The 18681-nt window shown below is 58.6% G+C and carries 17 protein-coding genes and 1 other RNA gene; all 18 read left to right on the forward strand.

The window, feature by feature from the left end:
- Positions 1-18 precede the first annotated feature (18 nt).
- Complete coding sequence (locus tag MPQ_RS02280) at positions 19-828, forward strand: transglutaminase family protein (protein ID WP_013441274.1); 810 nt, start codon at positions 19-21, stop codon at positions 826-828.
- A 30-nt stretch (positions 829-858) separates the two neighbouring features.
- Complete coding sequence (locus MPQ_RS02285) at positions 859-2076, forward strand: hypothetical protein (RefSeq protein ID WP_013441275.1); 1218 nt, start codon at positions 859-861, stop codon at positions 2074-2076.
- A 77-nt stretch (positions 2077-2153) separates the two neighbouring features.
- Complete coding sequence (locus tag MPQ_RS02290; RefSeq protein WP_013441276.1) at positions 2154-4070, forward strand: U32 family peptidase; 1917 nt, start codon at positions 2154-2156, stop codon at positions 4068-4070.
- A gap of 125 nt (positions 4071-4195) precedes the next feature.
- On the forward strand, positions 4196-4456 hold the full coding sequence (locus MPQ_RS02295) for a hypothetical protein (RefSeq protein ID WP_013441277.1): 261 nt from the start codon (positions 4196-4198) through the stop codon (positions 4454-4456).
- A gap of 48 nt (positions 4457-4504) precedes the next feature.
- Positions 4505-4808: RNase P RNA component class A (rnpB, locus tag MPQ_RS13595), an RNA gene on the forward strand.
- 348 nt (positions 4809-5156) lie between these two features.
- Entirely contained in the window at positions 5157-5603 is a 447-nt protein-coding gene (mraZ, locus tag MPQ_RS02300) for a division/cell wall cluster transcriptional repressor MraZ (protein WP_013441278.1), read from the forward strand.
- Complete coding sequence (rsmH, locus tag MPQ_RS02305) at positions 5600-6565, forward strand: 16S rRNA (cytosine(1402)-N(4))-methyltransferase RsmH (protein WP_013441279.1); 966 nt, start codon at positions 5600-5602, stop codon at positions 6563-6565. Before mraZ ends, rsmH begins: the two co-directional genes overlap by 4 nt.
- Positions 6566-6570: 5 nt before the next feature.
- On the forward strand, positions 6571-6843 hold the full coding sequence (gene ftsL / locus MPQ_RS02310; protein ID WP_013441280.1) for a cell division protein FtsL: 273 nt from the start codon (positions 6571-6573) through the stop codon (positions 6841-6843).
- The gene (locus MPQ_RS02315) at positions 6840-8570 is read left to right on the forward strand and encodes a penicillin-binding protein 2 (protein ID WP_015829364.1); all 1731 of its coding nucleotides are present in this window, start codon (positions 6840-6842) and stop codon (positions 8568-8570) included. The genes ftsL and MPQ_RS02315 overlap by 4 nt, the downstream gene beginning before the upstream one ends.
- Positions 8570-10003: a UDP-N-acetylmuramoyl-L-alanyl-D-glutamate--2,6-diaminopimelate ligase gene (locus MPQ_RS02320; protein WP_013441282.1), complete on the forward strand. Its 1434-nt coding sequence runs from the start codon at positions 8570-8572 to the stop codon at positions 10001-10003. Before MPQ_RS02315 ends, MPQ_RS02320 begins: the two co-directional genes overlap by 1 nt.
- Positions 10000-11205 (forward strand): UDP-N-acetylmuramoyl-tripeptide--D-alanyl-D-alanine ligase, encoded by a 1206-nt coding sequence (gene murF / locus MPQ_RS02325; protein ID WP_369750506.1) that lies wholly within the window; start codon positions 10000-10002, stop codon positions 11203-11205. Before MPQ_RS02320 ends, murF begins: the two co-directional genes overlap by 4 nt.
- Entirely contained in the window at positions 11124-11387 is a 264-nt protein-coding gene (locus MPQ_RS14240; RefSeq protein WP_369750507.1) for a hypothetical protein, read from the forward strand. The genes murF and MPQ_RS14240 overlap by 82 nt, the downstream gene beginning before the upstream one ends.
- Positions 11387-12490, forward strand: coding sequence for a phospho-N-acetylmuramoyl-pentapeptide-transferase (mraY, locus tag MPQ_RS02330; RefSeq protein WP_013441283.1), 1104 nt, complete (start codon positions 11387-11389; stop codon positions 12488-12490). Before MPQ_RS14240 ends, mraY begins: the two co-directional genes overlap by 1 nt.
- A 172-nt stretch (positions 12491-12662) precedes the next feature.
- A complete protein-coding gene (murD, locus tag MPQ_RS02335; RefSeq protein ID WP_013441284.1) occupies positions 12663-14045 on the forward strand; it encodes a UDP-N-acetylmuramoyl-L-alanine--D-glutamate ligase in 1383 nt (460 codons plus the stop codon).
- Positions 14042-15205, forward strand: coding sequence for a putative lipid II flippase FtsW (gene ftsW / locus MPQ_RS02340; RefSeq protein WP_013441285.1), 1164 nt, complete (start codon positions 14042-14044; stop codon positions 15203-15205). The genes murD and ftsW overlap by 4 nt, the downstream gene beginning before the upstream one ends.
- Positions 15202-16308 (forward strand): undecaprenyldiphospho-muramoylpentapeptide beta-N-acetylglucosaminyltransferase, encoded by a 1107-nt coding sequence (gene murG / locus MPQ_RS02345; protein WP_013441286.1) that lies wholly within the window; start codon positions 15202-15204, stop codon positions 16306-16308. Before ftsW ends, murG begins: the two co-directional genes overlap by 4 nt.
- On the forward strand, positions 16305-17702 hold the full coding sequence (murC, locus tag MPQ_RS02350) for a UDP-N-acetylmuramate--L-alanine ligase (RefSeq protein WP_013441287.1): 1398 nt from the start codon (positions 16305-16307) through the stop codon (positions 17700-17702). The genes murG and murC overlap by 4 nt, the downstream gene beginning before the upstream one ends.
- On the forward strand, positions 17699-18631 hold the full coding sequence (gene murB, locus MPQ_RS02355) for a UDP-N-acetylmuramate dehydrogenase (protein WP_013441288.1): 933 nt from the start codon (positions 17699-17701) through the stop codon (positions 18629-18631). Before murC ends, murB begins: the two co-directional genes overlap by 4 nt.
- Positions 18632-18681 lie beyond the last annotated feature (50 nt).

Below are 18681 nucleotides of genomic sequence, written 5' to 3' on the forward strand. Positions count from 1 at the left end.
AACTAACGGGTTACGGCAATGCTACTTAATATTGAACATCGCACGACCTACCAATACAGCGAGGTGGTGAATTACACCATCCAGCTTTTGCGTCTGACGCCGCAAAACGGCTTCGGCCAGCAGGTGTTGCGCTGGGAGATTCGCGTCAATGGCCATCTGCAGCCGCACAAGGATACCTACGGCAATCATGCCCATACGCTGGTGGTGGATGCCCCGCATGAAGAGATCAGTATCGTGGCATCGGGCGAGGTGGAAACCGGCCTGAATGTGTTGCCTATCAATGATGGCTTGCCCACGCCGATTTATCTGCGTCCTACGCCGTTGACCGAGATGGACGAAAACCTGACGGCCTTTGTGGAAGAGTTCAAATTAACGCACCCCAAACTGCAGGAGCCCGCAGCCCTGCAAACCTTGATGGATGCCATCATTGACCGTGTGCCGTATGTGAAAGGCCAGACGGCGGTGGAAACCTCCGCGGCCAAGGCATTCGCCCTCGGCTCCGGCGTTTGCCAGGATCATGCTCATATTTTTATTGCCTGCTGCCGCTATCTGGGCGTGCCGGCCCGCTATGTCAGCGGTTATCTGTTTACCCCGGATGGCAGCCTGATGGAAAGCCATGCCTGGGCAGATGCCTGGCTGGATGATATCGGCTGGATCAGTTTTGATGTCACTAATCGCTGCCGTACCAACGGCGTGCATGTGCGGCTGGCAACCGGTCTGGATTATCGTGACGCCTGCCCCATCAGCGGCGTGCGCAATGGTGGCGGTGTGGAAACCATGTCGGTCAAGGTCGTTGTCCATCAGATGCAGCAGCAAGCCCAGCAATAAGCGCTACCGTCATACCCAAGGAATCAGCACATGAACTCTCTCGGCTTTGCCCGTCACGGCGATAAGGAAAACTCGCCATTCTTTGAAGAATACCTGGTGCGCCTGCTGGAAGAGCGGGACCGTGTCGGCCTGACTGACATGATTCACGAAATAGATGCGCTGATGATTACGGTGGACCCAGGGCATTCCATTCAATACATCGCCGAGCTGGCGCTGATGACGCCGTATCATTACCTGGTCACGCTGGAAAGCGAGAGCCACTGGACGCATATCCTGCGCATTGATCTGGAGTCACCGGATATTCTGGTGCGCGAAGTCAAGGACCCCAACCTGCGCGGGATTTTCCGTGCCCTGAATGAGGTGTACCCGGTGGGCGCCCGCAAACCCAACAGCCGCTATATGGGGGAAGTGCTGCGCGTCAGCAATCTGCACGAAGTCAGCCGCCTGCAGCAAGCGCGTGAATTCCGCTTTTTCAGTCAGGATGAAGTGCGCAAGCTGGAGCTGCCTGGCAATCTGGCCGTGAGCAAACCCTCGCCTTATACCCATAACATCATTGCCTATCTGGAGCGCGAGCCGCAGGAGCTGCGTGTGTATGCGCTCGGGGTCAGTCGCATTGATAATGAAGTGCAGGCGGTCTACGAGCAAGCCAAGAATACCCAGGCCAAGCTGGGTGTGGATCAATTGTTGCTGCCGCTGGATCACCTGGCCACGCGCGTTTACAGCCAGAATCGCGAACTGGCGATTCTGGAGTACCTGTCCTGGTCGAGCTACTATTTCTGGGGCGCCTACAATATTCACGACCAGAACTCGTCGACCAATGTCACCAAGAGCGTGCATGGCATCCCCGAGTCCAAGAGCCCGGCCAAGGTGTTTACGGCCAACAACACGCCTTATTTCGTCAATCACCTGGAAAAACTGCCTTCGCCGACCGAGACCTTTGTGCGCAATTATGGGCCGCGCCTGCACCACATGGCGATCGCCGTGCGCGATGGCGAAACCCAGGGCCTGGAGAACATCGATTACGTGGTGAATTCCATCGCCGAACAGGGCAAGGGTTTTCTGCTGGATGTGATCGGCTCAAAGAGTGAAGGGCTGAAGCAGATTTTCTCCAATGCTTCCGAACACTCTTCGCTCATCATTGAGTATGTGCAGCGCTTCGGCAGCTTTGATGGCTTCTTTACCAAGGATAATGTGGCTGTGCTCACCGAAGCAGCAGGCCGCGAAGAGGGCGTGCAAGCCGTAGTCTGAGGGTGTACGCCATCCGTGCGCAGACGCTGGGGGCGCTTTGCGGTAAAATACGCGCTTCCCCAGCCTAGTCCTTCGCCATGACCGCTCACCGTCGCCAACTTGAACTGCTCGCCCCTGCCCGTAATGCCGACTTTGGCATTGAGGCTGTGCGGCATGGCGCCGATGCGGTATACATCGGCGGCCCGGCGTTTGGCGCTCGTGCCAAGGCTGAAAACTCCGTCGCCGACATTGCGCGCCTGGTGCAATATGCCCACCGCTTTCGTGCCGAAGTGTTTGTCGCGTTCAATACCATTTTTCACGATAACGAGATCGAAGCTGCCCGTGACATGACCTGGCAGCTTTACGAAGCGGGTGTTGACGCGCTGATCGTGCAGGATATGGGCCTGCTGGAAATGGATATTCCGCCTATTCAACTGCACGCCAGCACGCAAACCGATATTCGTACTGTGGAAAAAGCGGTGTTTCTGGATCAGGTAGGGTTCAGCCAGATCGTTCTGGCGCGGGAGATGGATATCCAGACCATCCGCAAAGTCGCGGATGCGACCCAATGCAATCTCGAGTTCTTTATTCATGGCGCGCTGTGTGTGGCCTTCAGCGGCCAGTGCTATATCAGTCACGCCCATACCGGCCGCAGTGCCAATCGCGGCGAATGCTCCCAGGAATGCCGCCTGCCATACACGCTGGAAGACAGCAAAGGCCGCATTCTCGCCAAAGACAAGCACCTGCTTTCCATGAAAGACAACGACCAGAGTGCCAACCTGCGTGCGCTGATTGATGCAGGCGTCAGCTCCTTCAAGATCGAGGGGCGCTACAAAGACCTGGCCTACGTCAAAAATGCCACCGCGCATTATCGTCAGCTGCTGGATGAGATTCTGCTGGACCTGCCGGATTACGCACGTGCGTCTTCCGGGCGCTGCAGCTATACCTTCACTCCGCAACCGGAAAAAACCTTCAATCGCAGCACCACCGAGTATTTTATTCACGGCCGTGGTGAGGACGTGGGCGCGTTTGACACGCCCAAGTTTGCCGGAGAAGAAATCGGCAAGGTAAGCAAAGTCGGTCAGGATTATTTTGAGGTGGAAAGCCAGCTGGAATTACATAACGGCGATGGCGTGTGTTTTTTTGATGTGCATAAAGAGCTGGTTGGCATGCGCATCAATACCGTCAACGGTAAGCGCCTGTACCCGAATGAAATGCCTGCGGACATACGCCGCAACATGACGGTGTATCGCAATCGCGACCAAGCCTATATGCGTCTGCTGGAAAAAGACTCTGCCAGCCGCCGCATCAGCGTCGATATGGTGTTTTATGAAACCCGCGATGGCTTTGCGCTGGATCTGGTGGATGAAGATGGCGTCACTGCGCATGCGCAATGCGTGGCGGAAAAGCAACCGGCCCAGCAGGCCGAGAAAGCCTATGCCAGCTTGCGCGATAACCTGACCAAGCTGGGCGCTACCGATTTTGTGGCACGCGACATCCGGCTTGAGATTGCCCAGCCCTGGTTCCTGGCGGCATCCATCATTAACGGCCTGCGCCGCGATGCGGTATCCGCGCTGGAAGAGGCGCGGCTGCAAACCTATCCTCGCCCGCAACCGGCGATTCCCGCCCAGCCGCCCGCTGTTTATCCGGAAGATACCCTGAGCTATCTCGCCAACGTCTACAACAAGCATGCGCGGGCGTTTTATGAAAAGCATGGTGTCAGCGCGATTGCCGCTGCCTATGAAGCCAATGAAGAGCTGGGCGAAGTGCCGGTGATGATTACCAAGCACTGTCTGCGCTATAGCTATGCCATGTGCCCCAAGGAAGCCAAAGGCGTCATCGGTGTGCAGGGGACGATTACCGCCGAGCCCATGACCCTGATTAGCGGCAAGGACAGGATTACCCTCAAATTTGACTGCAAGCGGTGTGAGATGCATGTCATGGGCAAGGTGCGCAAACCTGTCCTTGCCATGCCGCCGCCGCAGCCCGTGCAGTTCTTTGCCAAGCGGCCATGAGCCCTCGGCGTGCATGATGCGATGTGAATAAATTCGCGTCAAAGCTGTAAAAACCGGTAAACCCGGCTGATCGCTCTCGCGGGCCTGCTTATACTCGTTGCTCCATTATCTGGGGAGTTCTTGATATGCGTTCCATCCATAGCCCAATTGCCATCGCGTTACTGTTGTCGGCCTCGCTCGCTTCGGCTGATGCGCCGCCGCCTCCACCTCCGCAGGATTTTGCTGCCGCCAAGCAGGACGCCATTCAACGGCTTAATGCCGAGCTCGCCTGCGTGCAGGCGGCCAAAACCCCTCAGGCATTGCAGCAATGCCGTCCACGTCCGCCGGCTGGCGCTGATGGGCGGTCGCAGAATGCCCCACCTGGGCCGCCGCCTTCCTCCTGGTAGTCGTGTTCGCGCCCGAATCTCATGCGCTCGCGTGTTAGAATGCACGCGGAAGTTGGCTGGACAGTCGCCGCCCGCGCAAGCGGGGGGAGGAAAGTCCGGGCTCCGCAGAGCAGGATGACGGCTAACGGCCGTACGCCGTGAGGCGAGGAACAGGGCCACAGAGACGAGCGTATTAAGTTACGGTGAAACGCGGTAACCTCCATCCGGAGCAAGACCAAATAGGGTAGCAAGGGCGTGGCTCGCGCTGCTACCGGGTAGGTTGCTTGAGCGTACGAGCAATCGTGCGCCTAGATGAATGACTGTCACGCATCGCAAGATGCGACAGAACCCGGCTTATCGGCCAACTTCCTTTTATTGCTTCTGTTTTTCCCTCTGATTTTGACCCGATTTACACCACTTTCCCCCACCTGATTATCGAGCACCTCACGATTCAGTCACATCAAAGATTGTTCTCACAAAGCACTTTCAGTTAATTGGCTATCTCCTTATTTTTAAACAACTAATTTTTTGGCAGCAAAATTCGCTAAGTCATTGTCCCATAAAGGAAAAATAGCAAAAAACCGCTTGCATGCCCTTATTTTTTTAACTATAGTGGGCGTAAGTGGAGAAATGTGGGTTTTTGTGGGAGATTGCTGGCCGAGGCTAAGGGCGGTCAGCAATTTTTCTAACCCGACAATTGGCAAAGGGGTGTGTGTTTTAAATGTTTCGCGGTGCTACATCATTGAATCTGGATGCCAAGGGCAGATTGGCCGTGCCGGCCAAGCACCGCGATGCCCTGTTGTCCCAGTGCGCCGGTCATCTGGTGCTCACTGCGCATCCACACCGCTGCCTCCTCCTTTATCCCCAGCCTGCCTGGGAACCCATTCAGGCAAAAATGATGGCGCTCTCCAGTTTTGACCGCCAGTCCAGCAGTCTGCAGCGTTTGCTGGTGGGCTTTGCCGAAGATATCGACATGGATAGCGCAGGCCGCCTGCTGGTGTCTCCGGTATTGCGCGAATTTGCCGGTCTGGAAAAACAGGCCATGCTGGTCGGTCAGGGTAGCCATTTTGAGCTCTGGAACATGGACGCCTGGCGAGCCCAGCTTGATCAGGTGATGGCCGCCGACGAAATGGTGCTGCCGGCCGAACTTGAAGGATTCTCACTGTGAGCGCGCGCTCACAATCCCCCTCCGAAGTCGTTGTGTCCCCACATGTTTCGGTATTGCTTGAAGAGGCGGTCGCTGCCCTAGCGATCAAGCCCAATGGCATTTACGTGGATGGCACCTTTGGTCGCGGTGGTCATAGCCGCAAAATTCTCGAGCAATTAGGCGCAGATGGTCGCCTTCTGGGCCTGGACCGTGATCTGGCAGCTGTTTCGGCTGCCCAGTCCATTCAGGATCCACGTTTTTCCATACACCATCATCACTTTTCCGAGTTGGGCGAAGTATTGCGCGCCCAAGACATCCAGCAGGTCGACGGGGTCTTGCTGGACCTTGGAATTTCATCGCCGCAAATCGACGAAGGCGAGCGCGGTTTCAGTTTCAGATTTGACGGTCCGCTGGACATGCGCATGGATCAAAGCCGTGGGCAAACAGCCGCTGAGTTTCTGGCGGAAGCGTCCGAGCAACAACTTACGGGGGTAATTAAAGAATATGGTGAAGAACGGTTTGCTAAACAGGTTGCAAGGGCGATTGTTGCGGCACGCACAGGGGGGAATGCCCTCACCACTACAGGACAGCTTGCCAAGGTCGTGGCTGGGGCGATCCCCAAAGTCGAGCCTGGGCAAGACCCGGCGACGCGCACCTTTCAAGCTTTACGGATTTTCCTCAATCAGGAGCTTGAGGAGTTGTCGCTAGTTTTACCGCAATGCCTGGATGCCCTGGCACCAGGCGGTCGTCTGGCCGTGATCAGTTTTCACTCGCTGGAAGACCGCATCGTGAAACGCTTTGTGCGCAGTGAGCAGGATCGCGACGACTTGCCTGCCAATTTTCCGGTGCTGGCGAAGGACTTGCCACAGCCACGCATGATGGCGGTGGGCAAACCCATCAAGCCCAGTGCCGCTGAGATCAAGCGCAACCCACGTTCACGCAGCGCCGTGCTGCGTGTGGCCGAGCGTACGGGGGTGGCATAACCATCATGACGCGGCTCAACCTCATCCTCTTCATGGTACTGATCGTGACGGCGCTAGGCGTCATTACGTCTCAGCACAAGTCGCGCAAACTCTATATCGAGTTGCAGCAACAGGAAGATGCCGCCAAGCAATATGACGTGGAGTGGGGCCAGTTGCAGTTGGAGCAAAGCACCTGGGCCATGCACGCGCGGATTGAGCAGATCGCCAATCAGCGTCTGCATATGCAGGTGCCGGATGCCAAGCGGGTGCAGGTGGTGACGCGAGGTGCCCAGCCATGAGGTCGCGCGTGATTCAGCCTCCCGTTATCAAGCTCCCCGCCTGGCGTCGCCGCGTATTGTTGATCGTGGTGATGGCGGGGTTTGCCGCATTGCTGGGCCGCAGTATCTACCTGCAAAGCATGCACAAAGGCTTTCTGCAGAAAGAGGGCGATGCCCGCTATAGCCGCTCGATGAAGCTGCCAGCGCATCGCGGCATGATCACCGATCGTTTTGGTGAGCCACTGGCCATCAGTACGCCGGTGGAGTCGATCTGGGCGAGTCCGCCGGACGTGCAGGCTACGCCGCAGCAGATCAGCAAAATGGCGACGCTACTCAAAATGAAGCCCGCCGAACTCAATAAAAAACTCGCCAATAATCCGCGCGAGTTTGTCTACATCAAGCGCCGCATTCCGCCCGAGCTTGCCAAGCAAGTCATGCAGATTGGCGTGCCCGGTGTTTTCATGCAGCGCGAATACCGTCGCTATTACCCAGCTGGCGAAGTCATGGCGCATCTGGTCGGGTTTACCGGCATCGATGAAAATGGCCAGGAAGGCTTTGAGCTGCGCTATCAGGATTGGCTCTCCGGCAAATCCGGCAGCCGTCGCGTCATCAAGGACCGCCAAGGCCATATTGTGGAAGACCTGGAAGCCGTCAAAGTCCCGCAGGATGGCCATGATCTGGTGTTGTCGATAGACCGCAAGATCCAGTATCTGGCCTACCGCGAACTGGCGCATGCCGTCGAGCAGTTCAAGGCCAAGGCTGGTGCTGCCATTGTGCTGGATGCCCGTACTGGCGAAGTGCTGGCCATGGCCAATCTGCCCACTTACAACCCCAATAACCCGGTCAATATGGCCGGGCGTTCGCGCAATCGCGCCATTGTTGATACTTTTGAACCAGGCTCCACTCTCAAGCCATTCACCGCTGCAGCTGCCCTGGAGTCCGGACATTTCACGCCAGATACCCATATCCAGACCGCGCCTGGCATTCTGCGCATTGGCCCGGCTACCATCCACGACGCTCACCCGCAAGGCATGCTGACGGTGGCGCAGGTGATCCAGAAATCCTCCAACGTCGGTTCGGCCAAGATGGCCCTGACGCTGGAGCCGCAATATCTGTGGGGCATTTATAACCACATGGGCTTTGGCAGCCCGACGCATATCGGCTTCCCTGGCGAAGCTTCCGGCCGCCTGCGCAATTACAAGAACTGGCGGCCTATCGAGCAAGCCACCATGTCGTTTGGTCACGGTATCAGTCTCACGCTCTTGCAGCTGGCGCGGGCCTATACCGTGTTTGCCAATGATGGGGAGCTGAAGCCGGTTTCGCTGCTGAAGCTGAAGGAAGCCCCGGTGGGGCAGCAGGTGTTTTCCGCCAAAACGGCGCTCGCCGTGCGCGATATGCTGGAGCTGGTCGTGCAGCCAGGCGGCACGGCGCCACGTGCCCAGATAGCGGGTTACCGCGTGGCAGGCAAAACCGGTACCGCCCACAAGCTGGGGCCGGGCGGTTATCTGGCCGATAAATATGTGTCCTCGTTTGTGGGGCTGGCTCCGGCTTCCAACCCACGCCTGATTATTGCGGTGATGGTGGATGAACCGAGCAGCGGCCAATATTACGGCGGCACCGTGGCGGCGCCCGTGTTCAGTGCCATCATGGCCGGCGCGCTGCGCATGCTCGCGGTGCCACAGGATGCGCCCAACGACAATATCGTGATCCCGCCAGAAGATGCGCCAGAGATCAAGGAGGTGGTGTAATGACCATCCTTGCCTCCCTTCATGATCTCGGCATACGCCCAAGCAGCCTGACTTCCGATAGCCGCAAGGTGACGGCGGGCAGTCTTTTTGTGGCTTACCCTGGTGACGCTGCCGATGGACGGGCCTATATTCCGCAGGCGATTGCCAATGGCGCTGGCGCCGTATTGTGGGAGGCCGAAGGCTTTAGCTGGCCGACTGATCTGCAGGCCGTCAATCTGCCGGTGAAAGACTTGCGCAAGCAGGCCGGCGAGATCGCCGATGAATTCTATGGTCACCCTTCCCGCGCGTTGTGGATGGTGGGGGTGACCGGTACTAACGGCAAGACCTCCTGCACGCAGTGGCTCACCCATTGCCTGAATAGCCTGCAGCGCAAAACCGCTGTCATCGGTACCTTGGGCAATGGTTTCCCCGGGGAGCTTGCTACTGCCATCAATACCACGCCGGACCCTATTGTGTTGCACGGTCTGCTGGCCGAGTACCTGAAACAGGGCGCGGTAGCCACCGCCATGGAAGTCTCCTCGCATGGGCTGGACCAGGGGCGCGTCAATGGCGTGCATTTTGATGTTGCCGTGTTTACCAACCTCACGCGCGACCATCTGGATTATCACGGCGACATGGACAGCTACGCTGCCGCCAAGCGCCGTCTGATGGAGTGGCCTGGCCTCAAGCTGGCGGTATTGAACGCAGAAGATGCCTACGGGCTGACCTTTTTGCAGGCGCTGCGCTCCGAAGGGCGCCCGGTGTTGAGTTACGGCATGCAAAGCGGCGATGTGCATTCCACCAGCCTGCATCTGCATGAAACCGGCATGCAAATGTCGGTGACGACGCCTTGGGGGGATGTGACGCTGCAAGCTTCAGTCATGGGCCGATTTAATGCCTATAACCTGCTCGCCGTGCTGGCGACCCTGCTGGCAATGGATGTGCCGCTGGAGGCTGCCGCGCAAGCCATCGCTACCTTGAAGCCCGTGCCAGGACGCATGGAGCAATACGGTGGCAACGCCATGCCCGTGGTGGTCATTGATTACGCCCATACACCCGATGCCCTGGAAAACGCATTGCAGGCTCTGCGCGAGCAAACCCGCGGCAAGCTCTGGTGCGTGTTTGGTTGCGGTGGTGATCGCGATGCCGGCAAGCGGCCAATGATGGGTGCCATTGCCAGCCGTCTGGCCGATCACGTCGTGGTCACCAGCGACAATCCCCGCAGCGAAAACCCGGACACCATCATTGCCGACATTACCGCCAGCATGGGTAGAAATCACCAGATCATGGTGGATCGTCGTGCTGCGATTGCCCACGCCATTGAGCAGGCCGCACCAGGGGACATCGTGCTGGTGGCAGGCAAGGGACATGAAACGTATCAGGAAATCAAAGGCGTTCGGCATCCGTATAGCGATGTCGATGTCGTCACAACATTATTAGGAGCCGTCGCATGATGCGTTTGTCCGAGTTGGCGGCTGCAGTAGGCGGCGAGCTGGTGGGGGAAGATGTGCTGTTCACCAGCGTGGGCACCGATAGCCGCAATATCGTGCCAGGCCAGCTGTTTATTGCCCTGCGTGGCGAACGGTTTGATGGTCATGCCTATGTGCTGCAGGCACTGCAGTCCGGTGCCGCGGCTGCGTTGGTGGCAGAGGCCCAGCCAGGCATGGCCGCTGGCGTGGTGGTCAAGAATACGCGCCTGGCATTGGGCCAACTGGCCGCCGTGTGGCGCAACCGTTTCTCGATTCCGGTGGCAGCGATTACCGGCAGCAACGGCAAAACCACGGTCAAGGAAATGGTCGCTTCCATTCTGCGTGCCGAGGCCGGTGACAGCAATGCCGTGCTGGCGACACGTGGCAATCTCAATAACGACATTGGCCTGCCGCTGACCCTGCTGCGCTTGCGTCCTTCGCACAAATACACCGTGGCCGAGATGGGCATGAACCATTTTGGTGAAATTCGCTACCTGAGCCAGATGGCGCGACCTACCGTGGCGCTTGTCAACAATGCCACCAGTGCCCACCTGGGCGGGCTTGGCTCCGTAGAAGGCATCGCCCGCGCCAAGGGTGAAATCTTTGAAGGGCTGGCGCTGGAAGGCATGGCCGTCATCAATGCCGATGATCTTTACGCGCCGCTGTGGACCGAGCTCGCAGGCGAACATGACATTCTGACCTTTGGCCTCGCCAAGATGGCCGATGTTACAGCCAACTATGAGCTGCGTGCTGATACCAGTTATGTCTACATGAAATCGCCCATAGGCGGCATTGCCTTCAACCTGCAAGTGGCGGGTTTGCACAATGTGCGCAATGCCCTGGCTGCCAGCACGGTGGCCATTGCCATGGGCGCAAGACCAGAGTCGATAGCCAAGGGCCTGGAAGCCTTTGATGGTGTGGATGGCCGTCTGCAGCATCGCGCTGGTATCGGTCAGGCGCTGGTGATTGATGACACCTATAACGCCAACCCGGCCTCCATGAAAGCTGCGATTGATGTGCTTGCCGCCCGCCCGGGCAAGCGCCTGCTGGTGCTGGGCGACATGGGCGAGCTGGGAGAAACCGCCGGGAAAAACCCGCCGCTGCCATGCATACCGAAATCGGCCAATACGCCCGTGAGGCTGGCATTAACGGTCTCTACACGCTGGGCGATTTGTCCCTGGAAATGAGCAAGGCCTTTGGTGACCCTGCCCATCATTACAAAACGCCCGAGCAGCTGGTGGCTGGCCTCTGCCACGAGATGGATGCCAATACCGTGGTGCTGGTGAAAGGCTCACGCTTCATGCGCATGGAGCGCGTGGTGCAGTTGATTGTGAGTGAACAAAATAATACGAAAGAGGAGGCGCACTAATGTTACTGGAACTTGCCCGCTGGCTTGCGCAAGACGTACGCGGTTTTAACGTCTTCAATTACATCACCCTGCGTGCCGTCATGGCGACGCTGACGGCCCTGGCTATTTCCTTCATTGTTGGCCCCGGCCTCATTCGCAAGCTGACCCAGTACAAGGTGGGCCAATCTGTGCGCGATGACGGTCCACAGACCCATCTGGTCAAGGCCGGTACGCCGACCATGGGTGGCGCCCTGATTCTGGTGGCGATTGGTATTTCCACCCTGTTGTGGGCGGACCTGACCAATCGCTTCGTCTGGGTGGTGCTGATTGTTACCCTGGGCTTTGGCATCGTTGGCATGGTGGATGACTGGCGCAAAGTGGTGCACCGCAACCCCAAAGGCCTGTCTGCCAAGGAAAAATACTTCTGGCAGAGTCTGCTGGGCTTTGGCGCGGCAATCTACCTCTGGCATACCTCTACCATCCCGGCGGAAACCACGCTGATTTTCCCTTTCTTCAAAACCGTCACGGTGCCTTTGGGTGCTGCGAGCTTTATTGTGCTGACCTATCTTGTCATCGTCGGCAGCAGCAATGCCGTCAATCTGACCGATGGGCTTGATGGCCTGGCCATTCTGCCCACTGTACTGGTAGCAGGCGCATTGGCGATCTTTGCCTACGCCGCGGGTCACCTCTATTTCTCCAAGTATCTGGGCATTCCTTATATTCCCGGCGCGGGCGAGCTGGCCGTGTTTTGCACTGCCATGGCAGGCGCAGGTTTGGGCTTTCTGTGGTTCAACGCTTACCCCGCCGAAGTGTTCATGGGTGACGTCGGTGCGCTGGCGCTTGGGGCCGCGCTGGGTGTGGTGGCCGTGATTGTGCGTCAGGAAATCGTGCTGTTCATCATGGGTGGCGTGTTTGTGATGGAAACGCTGTCTGTAGCCGCCCAGGTGACGTATTTCAAATACACGAAAAAGCGTTACGGCACCGGCCGACGCATTTTCCTGATGGCGCCATTGCACCATCACTATGAACAAAAGGGCTGGAAAGAAACGCAAGTCGTGGTGCGCTTCTGGATCATTACCATGATGTTGGTACTTGTCGGCCTGTCGACTTTGAAACTGAGATAAATATGAAGACGAAGCGCACGATATTTTGTGTTGGGGGAGACTCACATGCGAGCCAGGGCTCGCATGTTATGGCGACACCAAACCAATATATCCGCTTCTGGATCATTACCATGATGTTGGTACTGGTCGGCTTATCCACATTGAAACTGCGTTAAGGAAAACAAAGACCATCATGCGCGATCTTGCAGGCAAACAGGTGCTGGTGCTGGGGCTGGGTGATACCGGCCTTTCGGCCTTGCGCTGGCTGCGCGGCCAGGGTGCCGTGCTGTCTGTTGCCGACTCGCGCACGGCACCGCCTAATCTGGATACGCTCAAGGCGGAGTTCCCTCAGCTCACGGTATATACCGGGCCATTCCGTTCCGCCATGTTCAATGCGGTTGATCTGGTGGTGATCAGCCCTGGTGTGGCGCTGGCCGAGCCGGAAGTGCAACAGGCACTGGCCAATGGTATTCAGGTGGTGGGCGATGTTGAGCTGTTTGCCCAGTTCCGTCCGCGCAGCAGCAAGGTGATCGCGATTACCGGTGCCAATGGCAAGACCACCGTCACCACGCTGGTGGGTGAAATGTGCAAGGCGGCTGGTCTCAAGACTGTGGTGGCTGGCAATATCGGCCTGCCCGTGCTCGATGCGCTGCGTCAGGTGGAAACCGACGGCGCGCCCGATGTTTACGTGCTGGAGCTTTCCAGCTTTCAGCTCGAAACCACGAGCAGCCTGGCACCCGATGCGGCTGCCGTGCTGAACGTGACCGAAGATCATATGGATCGTTACCCCGGCATGCCGGAATACGCCGCCGCCAAGGCACGCATCCTCAAAGGGGCTGGCGTGCAGGTGCTCAACCGCGAAGATGCCTGGTGCCGCAACATGGCCTTGCCGGATCAGCCCGTGGTGACATTTGGCCTGGATCTGCCTGTCGAGTCTCATGCCTATGGCCTGCTGGCGCTGCATGATCAACTCTGGCTGGCACAAGGCGCACACCCCATTCTGCATGTGGAAGAGCTGCGTATCCCCGGCTTGCACAATGCCGCCAACGCCCTGGCAGCGTTGGCCTTGTGTCGTGCCATCGGAGTGGATTGGGCGCCACTGCAGCATGTGCTGCGCGAATTCAAAGGCTTGCCACACCGGGTGGAGTGGGTGGCTGATCTGCATGACATTGCCTTTTACGATGATTCCAAGGGCACCAATGTGGGCGCGACCTGCGCTGCGCTGGCTGGCTTGCCACGCAAGGTGGTGCTGATTGCCGGTGGCGATGGCAAGGGCCAGGATTTCAGCCCGTTGCGTGAGCCAGTCGACCAGAATGCCCGCGCCGTGGTGCTGATAGGGCGCGATGCTGCGCTGATTGAGGCCGCCCTGCAAGGCAGCCCGGTGCCACGCCTGCATGCCGCAAGTCTGGAAGAAGCCGTGCAGCAGGCTTATGCCGCCGCGACGCCTGGCGACGCCGTTCTGCTGTCCCCCGCGTGTGCCAGCTTTGATATGTTCCGCAATTATGCCCACCGTGCCGAAGTCTTTATCGCCGCCGTGGCAGATCTGGTGACGCGTCACGAGGAGGTCCAGTCATGATGATCACCCTCGGTAGCCGCGAGCGTTTCAATAGCGCCACCTATGATCAGGGGCTGGTCTGGGTCACGCTGATCTTGCTGGGCATAGGCCTGGTGATGGTGTATTCCGCCTCCATCGCCCTGGCCGAAGCTGACAAAGCCACCGGCCATCAAAGTACCTATTTCCTGATTCGCCAGGCGGTCTTTATTGTCATCAGCCTGATCGCCGGTTTGATGGCCTTCCAGGTGCCCACGGCCATGTGGCAGAAAATGGCGCCGTATCTGTTCCTGACCGGGATTGCGCTGCTGGTGCTGGTGCTGATCCCCGGTGTGGGCCGCAATGTGAATGGCAGCCAGCGCTGGCTGTCGCTGTTCATTATCAATCTGCAGCCATCGGAGTTCATGAAGCTGTTTGCCGCCATTTACGTGGCGGATTACACCATACGCAAATCGGCCGTGATGGATAGCTTTACCAAAGGCTTCCTGCCCATGGTGTTTGTGATGCTGCTGGTCGGCTGGCTGCTACTGCGCGAGCCTGATTTCGGCGCATTTGCCGTTATCGCCGCGATCTCCATTTCCATCCTCTGGCTGGGTGGCATCAATGGCCGTATTTTCGCTGGTCTGCTGACGCTGTTGCCGATTGCGATTGTCGGCCTGATCTGGAGCTCACCATACCGCCTGCAACGTGTGATCGGTTTCATGGACCCATGGGCTGATCCGTTCGGCAAGGGCTATCAACTGTCGCACGCCTTGATCGCGTTTGGCCGTGGCGAGTGGTTTGGCGTTGGCCTGGGGGCCAGCGTGGAAAAACTGCTCTACCTGCCCGAAGCGCATACCGACTTCCTGCTGGCCGTGATCGCCGAAGAGCTGGGCTTTGTCGGCGTCATGGTCGTGATTGCGCTATTCGCCTGGCTGATCCTGCGCGCCTTTGGCATCGCCAAAGAAGCCATCGGCAATGAGCGTTACTTCTCCGCCCTGCTGGCACAAGGCATAGGCGTTTGGATGGGCGTGCAAGGCATCATCAACATGGGCGTGAACATGGGGCTCTTGCCCACCAAAGGCCTGACTCTGCCTCTGCTGTCGTTCGGCGGCAGCGGCATCCTCGCCAACTGCATCGCACTGGCGGTCTTGCTCCGGATTGATTGGGAGAATAGACGATTGCAGAAAGGATTGCCGGCATGAGCAAGACGCTCCTGATCATGGCGGCGGGTACGGGCGGGCATGTGATGCCAGGCCTGGCGATTGCCGATGTGATGCAGCGTCGCGGCTGGCAGGTGCACTGGCTGGGCACAACGCACGGCATGGAAAACCGTCTGGTACCACCCAGTGGCATTGCCATGACACGGCTGGATTTTTCCGGGTTGCGCGGCAAAGGCTTGTTGCATACCGCCAAAGGTGTATTCAAGCTGCTGGCCGCCACCTGGCAGGCCTGCAAGCTGATCAAGCAATTGCAGCCTGCGGCTGTGCTCGGCATGGGCGGCTATGTGACCGTGCCGGGTGGCTGGGCTGCCCGTTTGTGCAAGGTACCGCTGGCGCTGGTGAATGCCGATGCCGCGCTGCTGATGTCGAATCGCGCGCTGGCCAAGTCGGCCAACCGCATCCTGTTTGGTTTTGAGGGTGGAGAAGGCGGCCTGGGGGGTATGGCCGTCAAGGCGCGCGTGACCGGTAACCCCGTACGCGCCGCGATTGTGGCAGTGCCTGCACCAGAAGAGCGTTATGCCAAACGCCAGGGTCCGCTGCATCTGCTGGTAGTGGGCGGCAGTCTGGGCGCGCAAGTGCTGAATGTGAATTTGCCACGGGCGCTGGCGCTGATTCCCATGGAGCAGCGTCCCACGGTAACCCATCAGTCTGGCGCTGATCAGGTGGATATGTTGCGGGCGTCCTATGCGGCGGCAGGCGTGGAAGCTGAGGTGCTGCCTTTTATTGAAGATATGGCCAAGGCCTACAGCGAAGCGGATGTGCTGGTGTGCCGTGCCGGTGCCATTACGGTGAGTGAGCTGGCAGTGGCGGGGGTGCCCGCGATCCTGGTACCGCTGGTGGTGTCAACCACTTCGCACCAGCGTGACAACGCGGCCTGGATGGCGGCGCAAGGCGCAGCCGTTCATCTGCCGCAGCAGGAAATGACGCCACAGCGTCTGGCCAATTTGTTGCAGGAACTGAATCGCACGCGGCTGCTGGAAATGGCGCTGGCAGCGCGCAGTCTGGGCCGCCCACAGGCGACCGAGACCATCGCCAATGAACTGGAAAGTATGGCCCTGGCATCCCGGGGTGGAGCTGCGATATGAAACATAAAGTAAAAAACGTGCATTTTGTCGGCATCGGTGGCTCGGGTATGAGCGGCATTGCCGAGGTGCTGCTGAATCTGGGCTTTGGCGTCAGCGGCTCTGACCTGGCGAGCAATGCCACCACCCAGCGTCTGAACAGCCTGGGTGCCAAGGTGTATCAGGGCCATGAAGCCGCGCACCTGAGCGATGCCGATGTGGTGGTGGTGTCGAGTGCGGTGAACGAAAGCAATCCGGAAATCATCGCCGCGCGTGCCAGCAACACGCCGGTGATTCCACGGGCGCTGATGCTGGCCGAGCTGATGCGCTTCCGCCAGGGCATTGCCGTGGCAGGGACGCACGGCAAGACCACCACCACCAGCCTGATCGCCAGCATTCTGGCCGAAGCGGGCATGGACCCGACCTTTGTCATCGGTGGTCGCCTGGAAGCCGCCAGTGCCAACGCACGGCTGGGTACCGGTGAATTCATTGTGGCCGAGGCCGATGAATCCGATGCTTCATTCCTGCACCTGTCGCCGGTGATTTCGGTGGTCACCAATATTGATGCCGACCACATGGATACCTATGGGCACGACTTTGAAAAGCTCAAGGGCGCGTTTGTCGAGTTCCTGCAGCAGTTGCCGTTCTGGGGCATGGCAGTGTTGTGTATTGATGATCCCAACATCCGGGCCATTTTGCCCAGCGTGACCAAGCCGATCATGCCGTATGGCTTTTCGGAGGATGCGCGCATCCGTGGCAAAAACGTGCGTGCGGATAACGGCACCATGCACTTCACGGTGCAGCGCATTAACGGCGTGACTACCGAGTTTGATGTCACGCTCAACCTGCCTGGCAACCACTACGTGCTGAATGCACTGGCAGCGATTGCCGTGGCGAGCGAATTGAATGTACCCGATGCCGCCATCATTAAGGCGCTGCGTGAATTCAAGGGCGTGGGGCGCCGCTTTGAGCGCTATGGCGAAGTGCCAGCCCGCAATGGCGGCCAATTTACCCTGATTGATGATTACGGCCATCACCCGGTCGAGATGCAGGCGGTGATTGCCGCTGCCCGTGGTGCATTCCCTGGTCGCCGTCTGGTGCTGGCCTTCCAGCCGCACCGCTACACGCGCACCCGGGATTGCTTTGAGGATTTTGTAAAAGTGCTGTCGAGCGCCGATGCCGTGTTGCTGAGCGATGTATATCCGGCCGGTGAAGCGCCTATCGTCGCTGCCGATGGTCGTGCGTTGGTGCGCGCCATTCGCGTGGCAGGCAAGGTGGAACCCCTGTTTGTCGAGACGACCGCCGAGTTGCCAGAGGCCATTCTGGGCGTAGCGCAGGATGGCGATGTGGTGATCGTGATGGGCGCAGGCTCGATTGGACAAGTCGCTGCCAAGACCAGGGAGGCCGCGACGGCATGATGGCCCAGCAGATCCCCATGCAAGGTGAACTGATGCTGAATGCGCCATTGGAGCGCTATAACAGCTGGCGCGTGGGTGGTCTGGCGGATCGTTTGTATATTCCGGCGGGGCTTCAGGATTTGCAGCAGTTCATGCGCACGCTGAGCAAGGACGAGCCTCTGCATTTCATTGGTCTCGGCTCCAATCTGCTGGTGCGTGATGGCGGTGTGCGCGGCACGGTGATCGTGATGCATAACGTGCTGACCGGGCTGGAGATGGTGAATGGCGAGCTCTATGCCGAAGCGGGCGTGACCTGCGCCAAGCTGGCCCGCTTCAGCGCCCGGCAAGGTTTGCAGGGGGGCGAATTCATGGCGGGCATTCCCGGTACCGTGGGCGGTGCGCTGGCCATGAATGCAGGCTGCCATGGCGGCGAAACCTGGGACATCGTGCAGCGGGTGCTGACCATGGACCGTCAGGGCGAACTGCATGAGCGCAGTCGTGCCGAGTTCGATGCCAGCTATCGGCATGTGGCGCTGGCTGGTCAGCCTGAGCATTGGCTGGGCGAGCAGGAATGGTTTATCGCCGCCTGGTTCAGCCTGCCAGCGGGCGATGCGGAAGAGGCTGAGCAGAAGATCAAGCAATTGCTGGCAAGGCGGCTCGCGACGCAGCCGCTTAACCAGCCGAATGCAGGTTCGACTTTTCGCAATCCGCCAGGCGATTATGCGGCGCGGTTGATTGAAGAGTGCGGGCTCAAGGGCTACCAGATTGGTGGTGCGCAGGTATCGGAAAAGCATGCCAACTTCATCGTCAACCTCGGTGGCGCAAGGGCGGCAGAAATTGAACAGTTGATTGCGCATATGCGCGAGTCGGTAAAAGCCAAGTTTGGCATTGAGTTGCAGCAAGAGGTAAGAGTGATAGGCGAGACGGAAACAGGAGAGCGGGAAGTGTAAATGCGCAGGGTAGCCAGCAAGGCTCACCTGCAAACACATGAACCAGCGGA

The organism is Methylovorus sp. MP688 (genome assembly GCF_000183115.1).
Lineage (GTDB): Bacteria > Pseudomonadota > Gammaproteobacteria > Burkholderiales > Methylophilaceae > Methylovorus > Methylovorus glucosotrophus.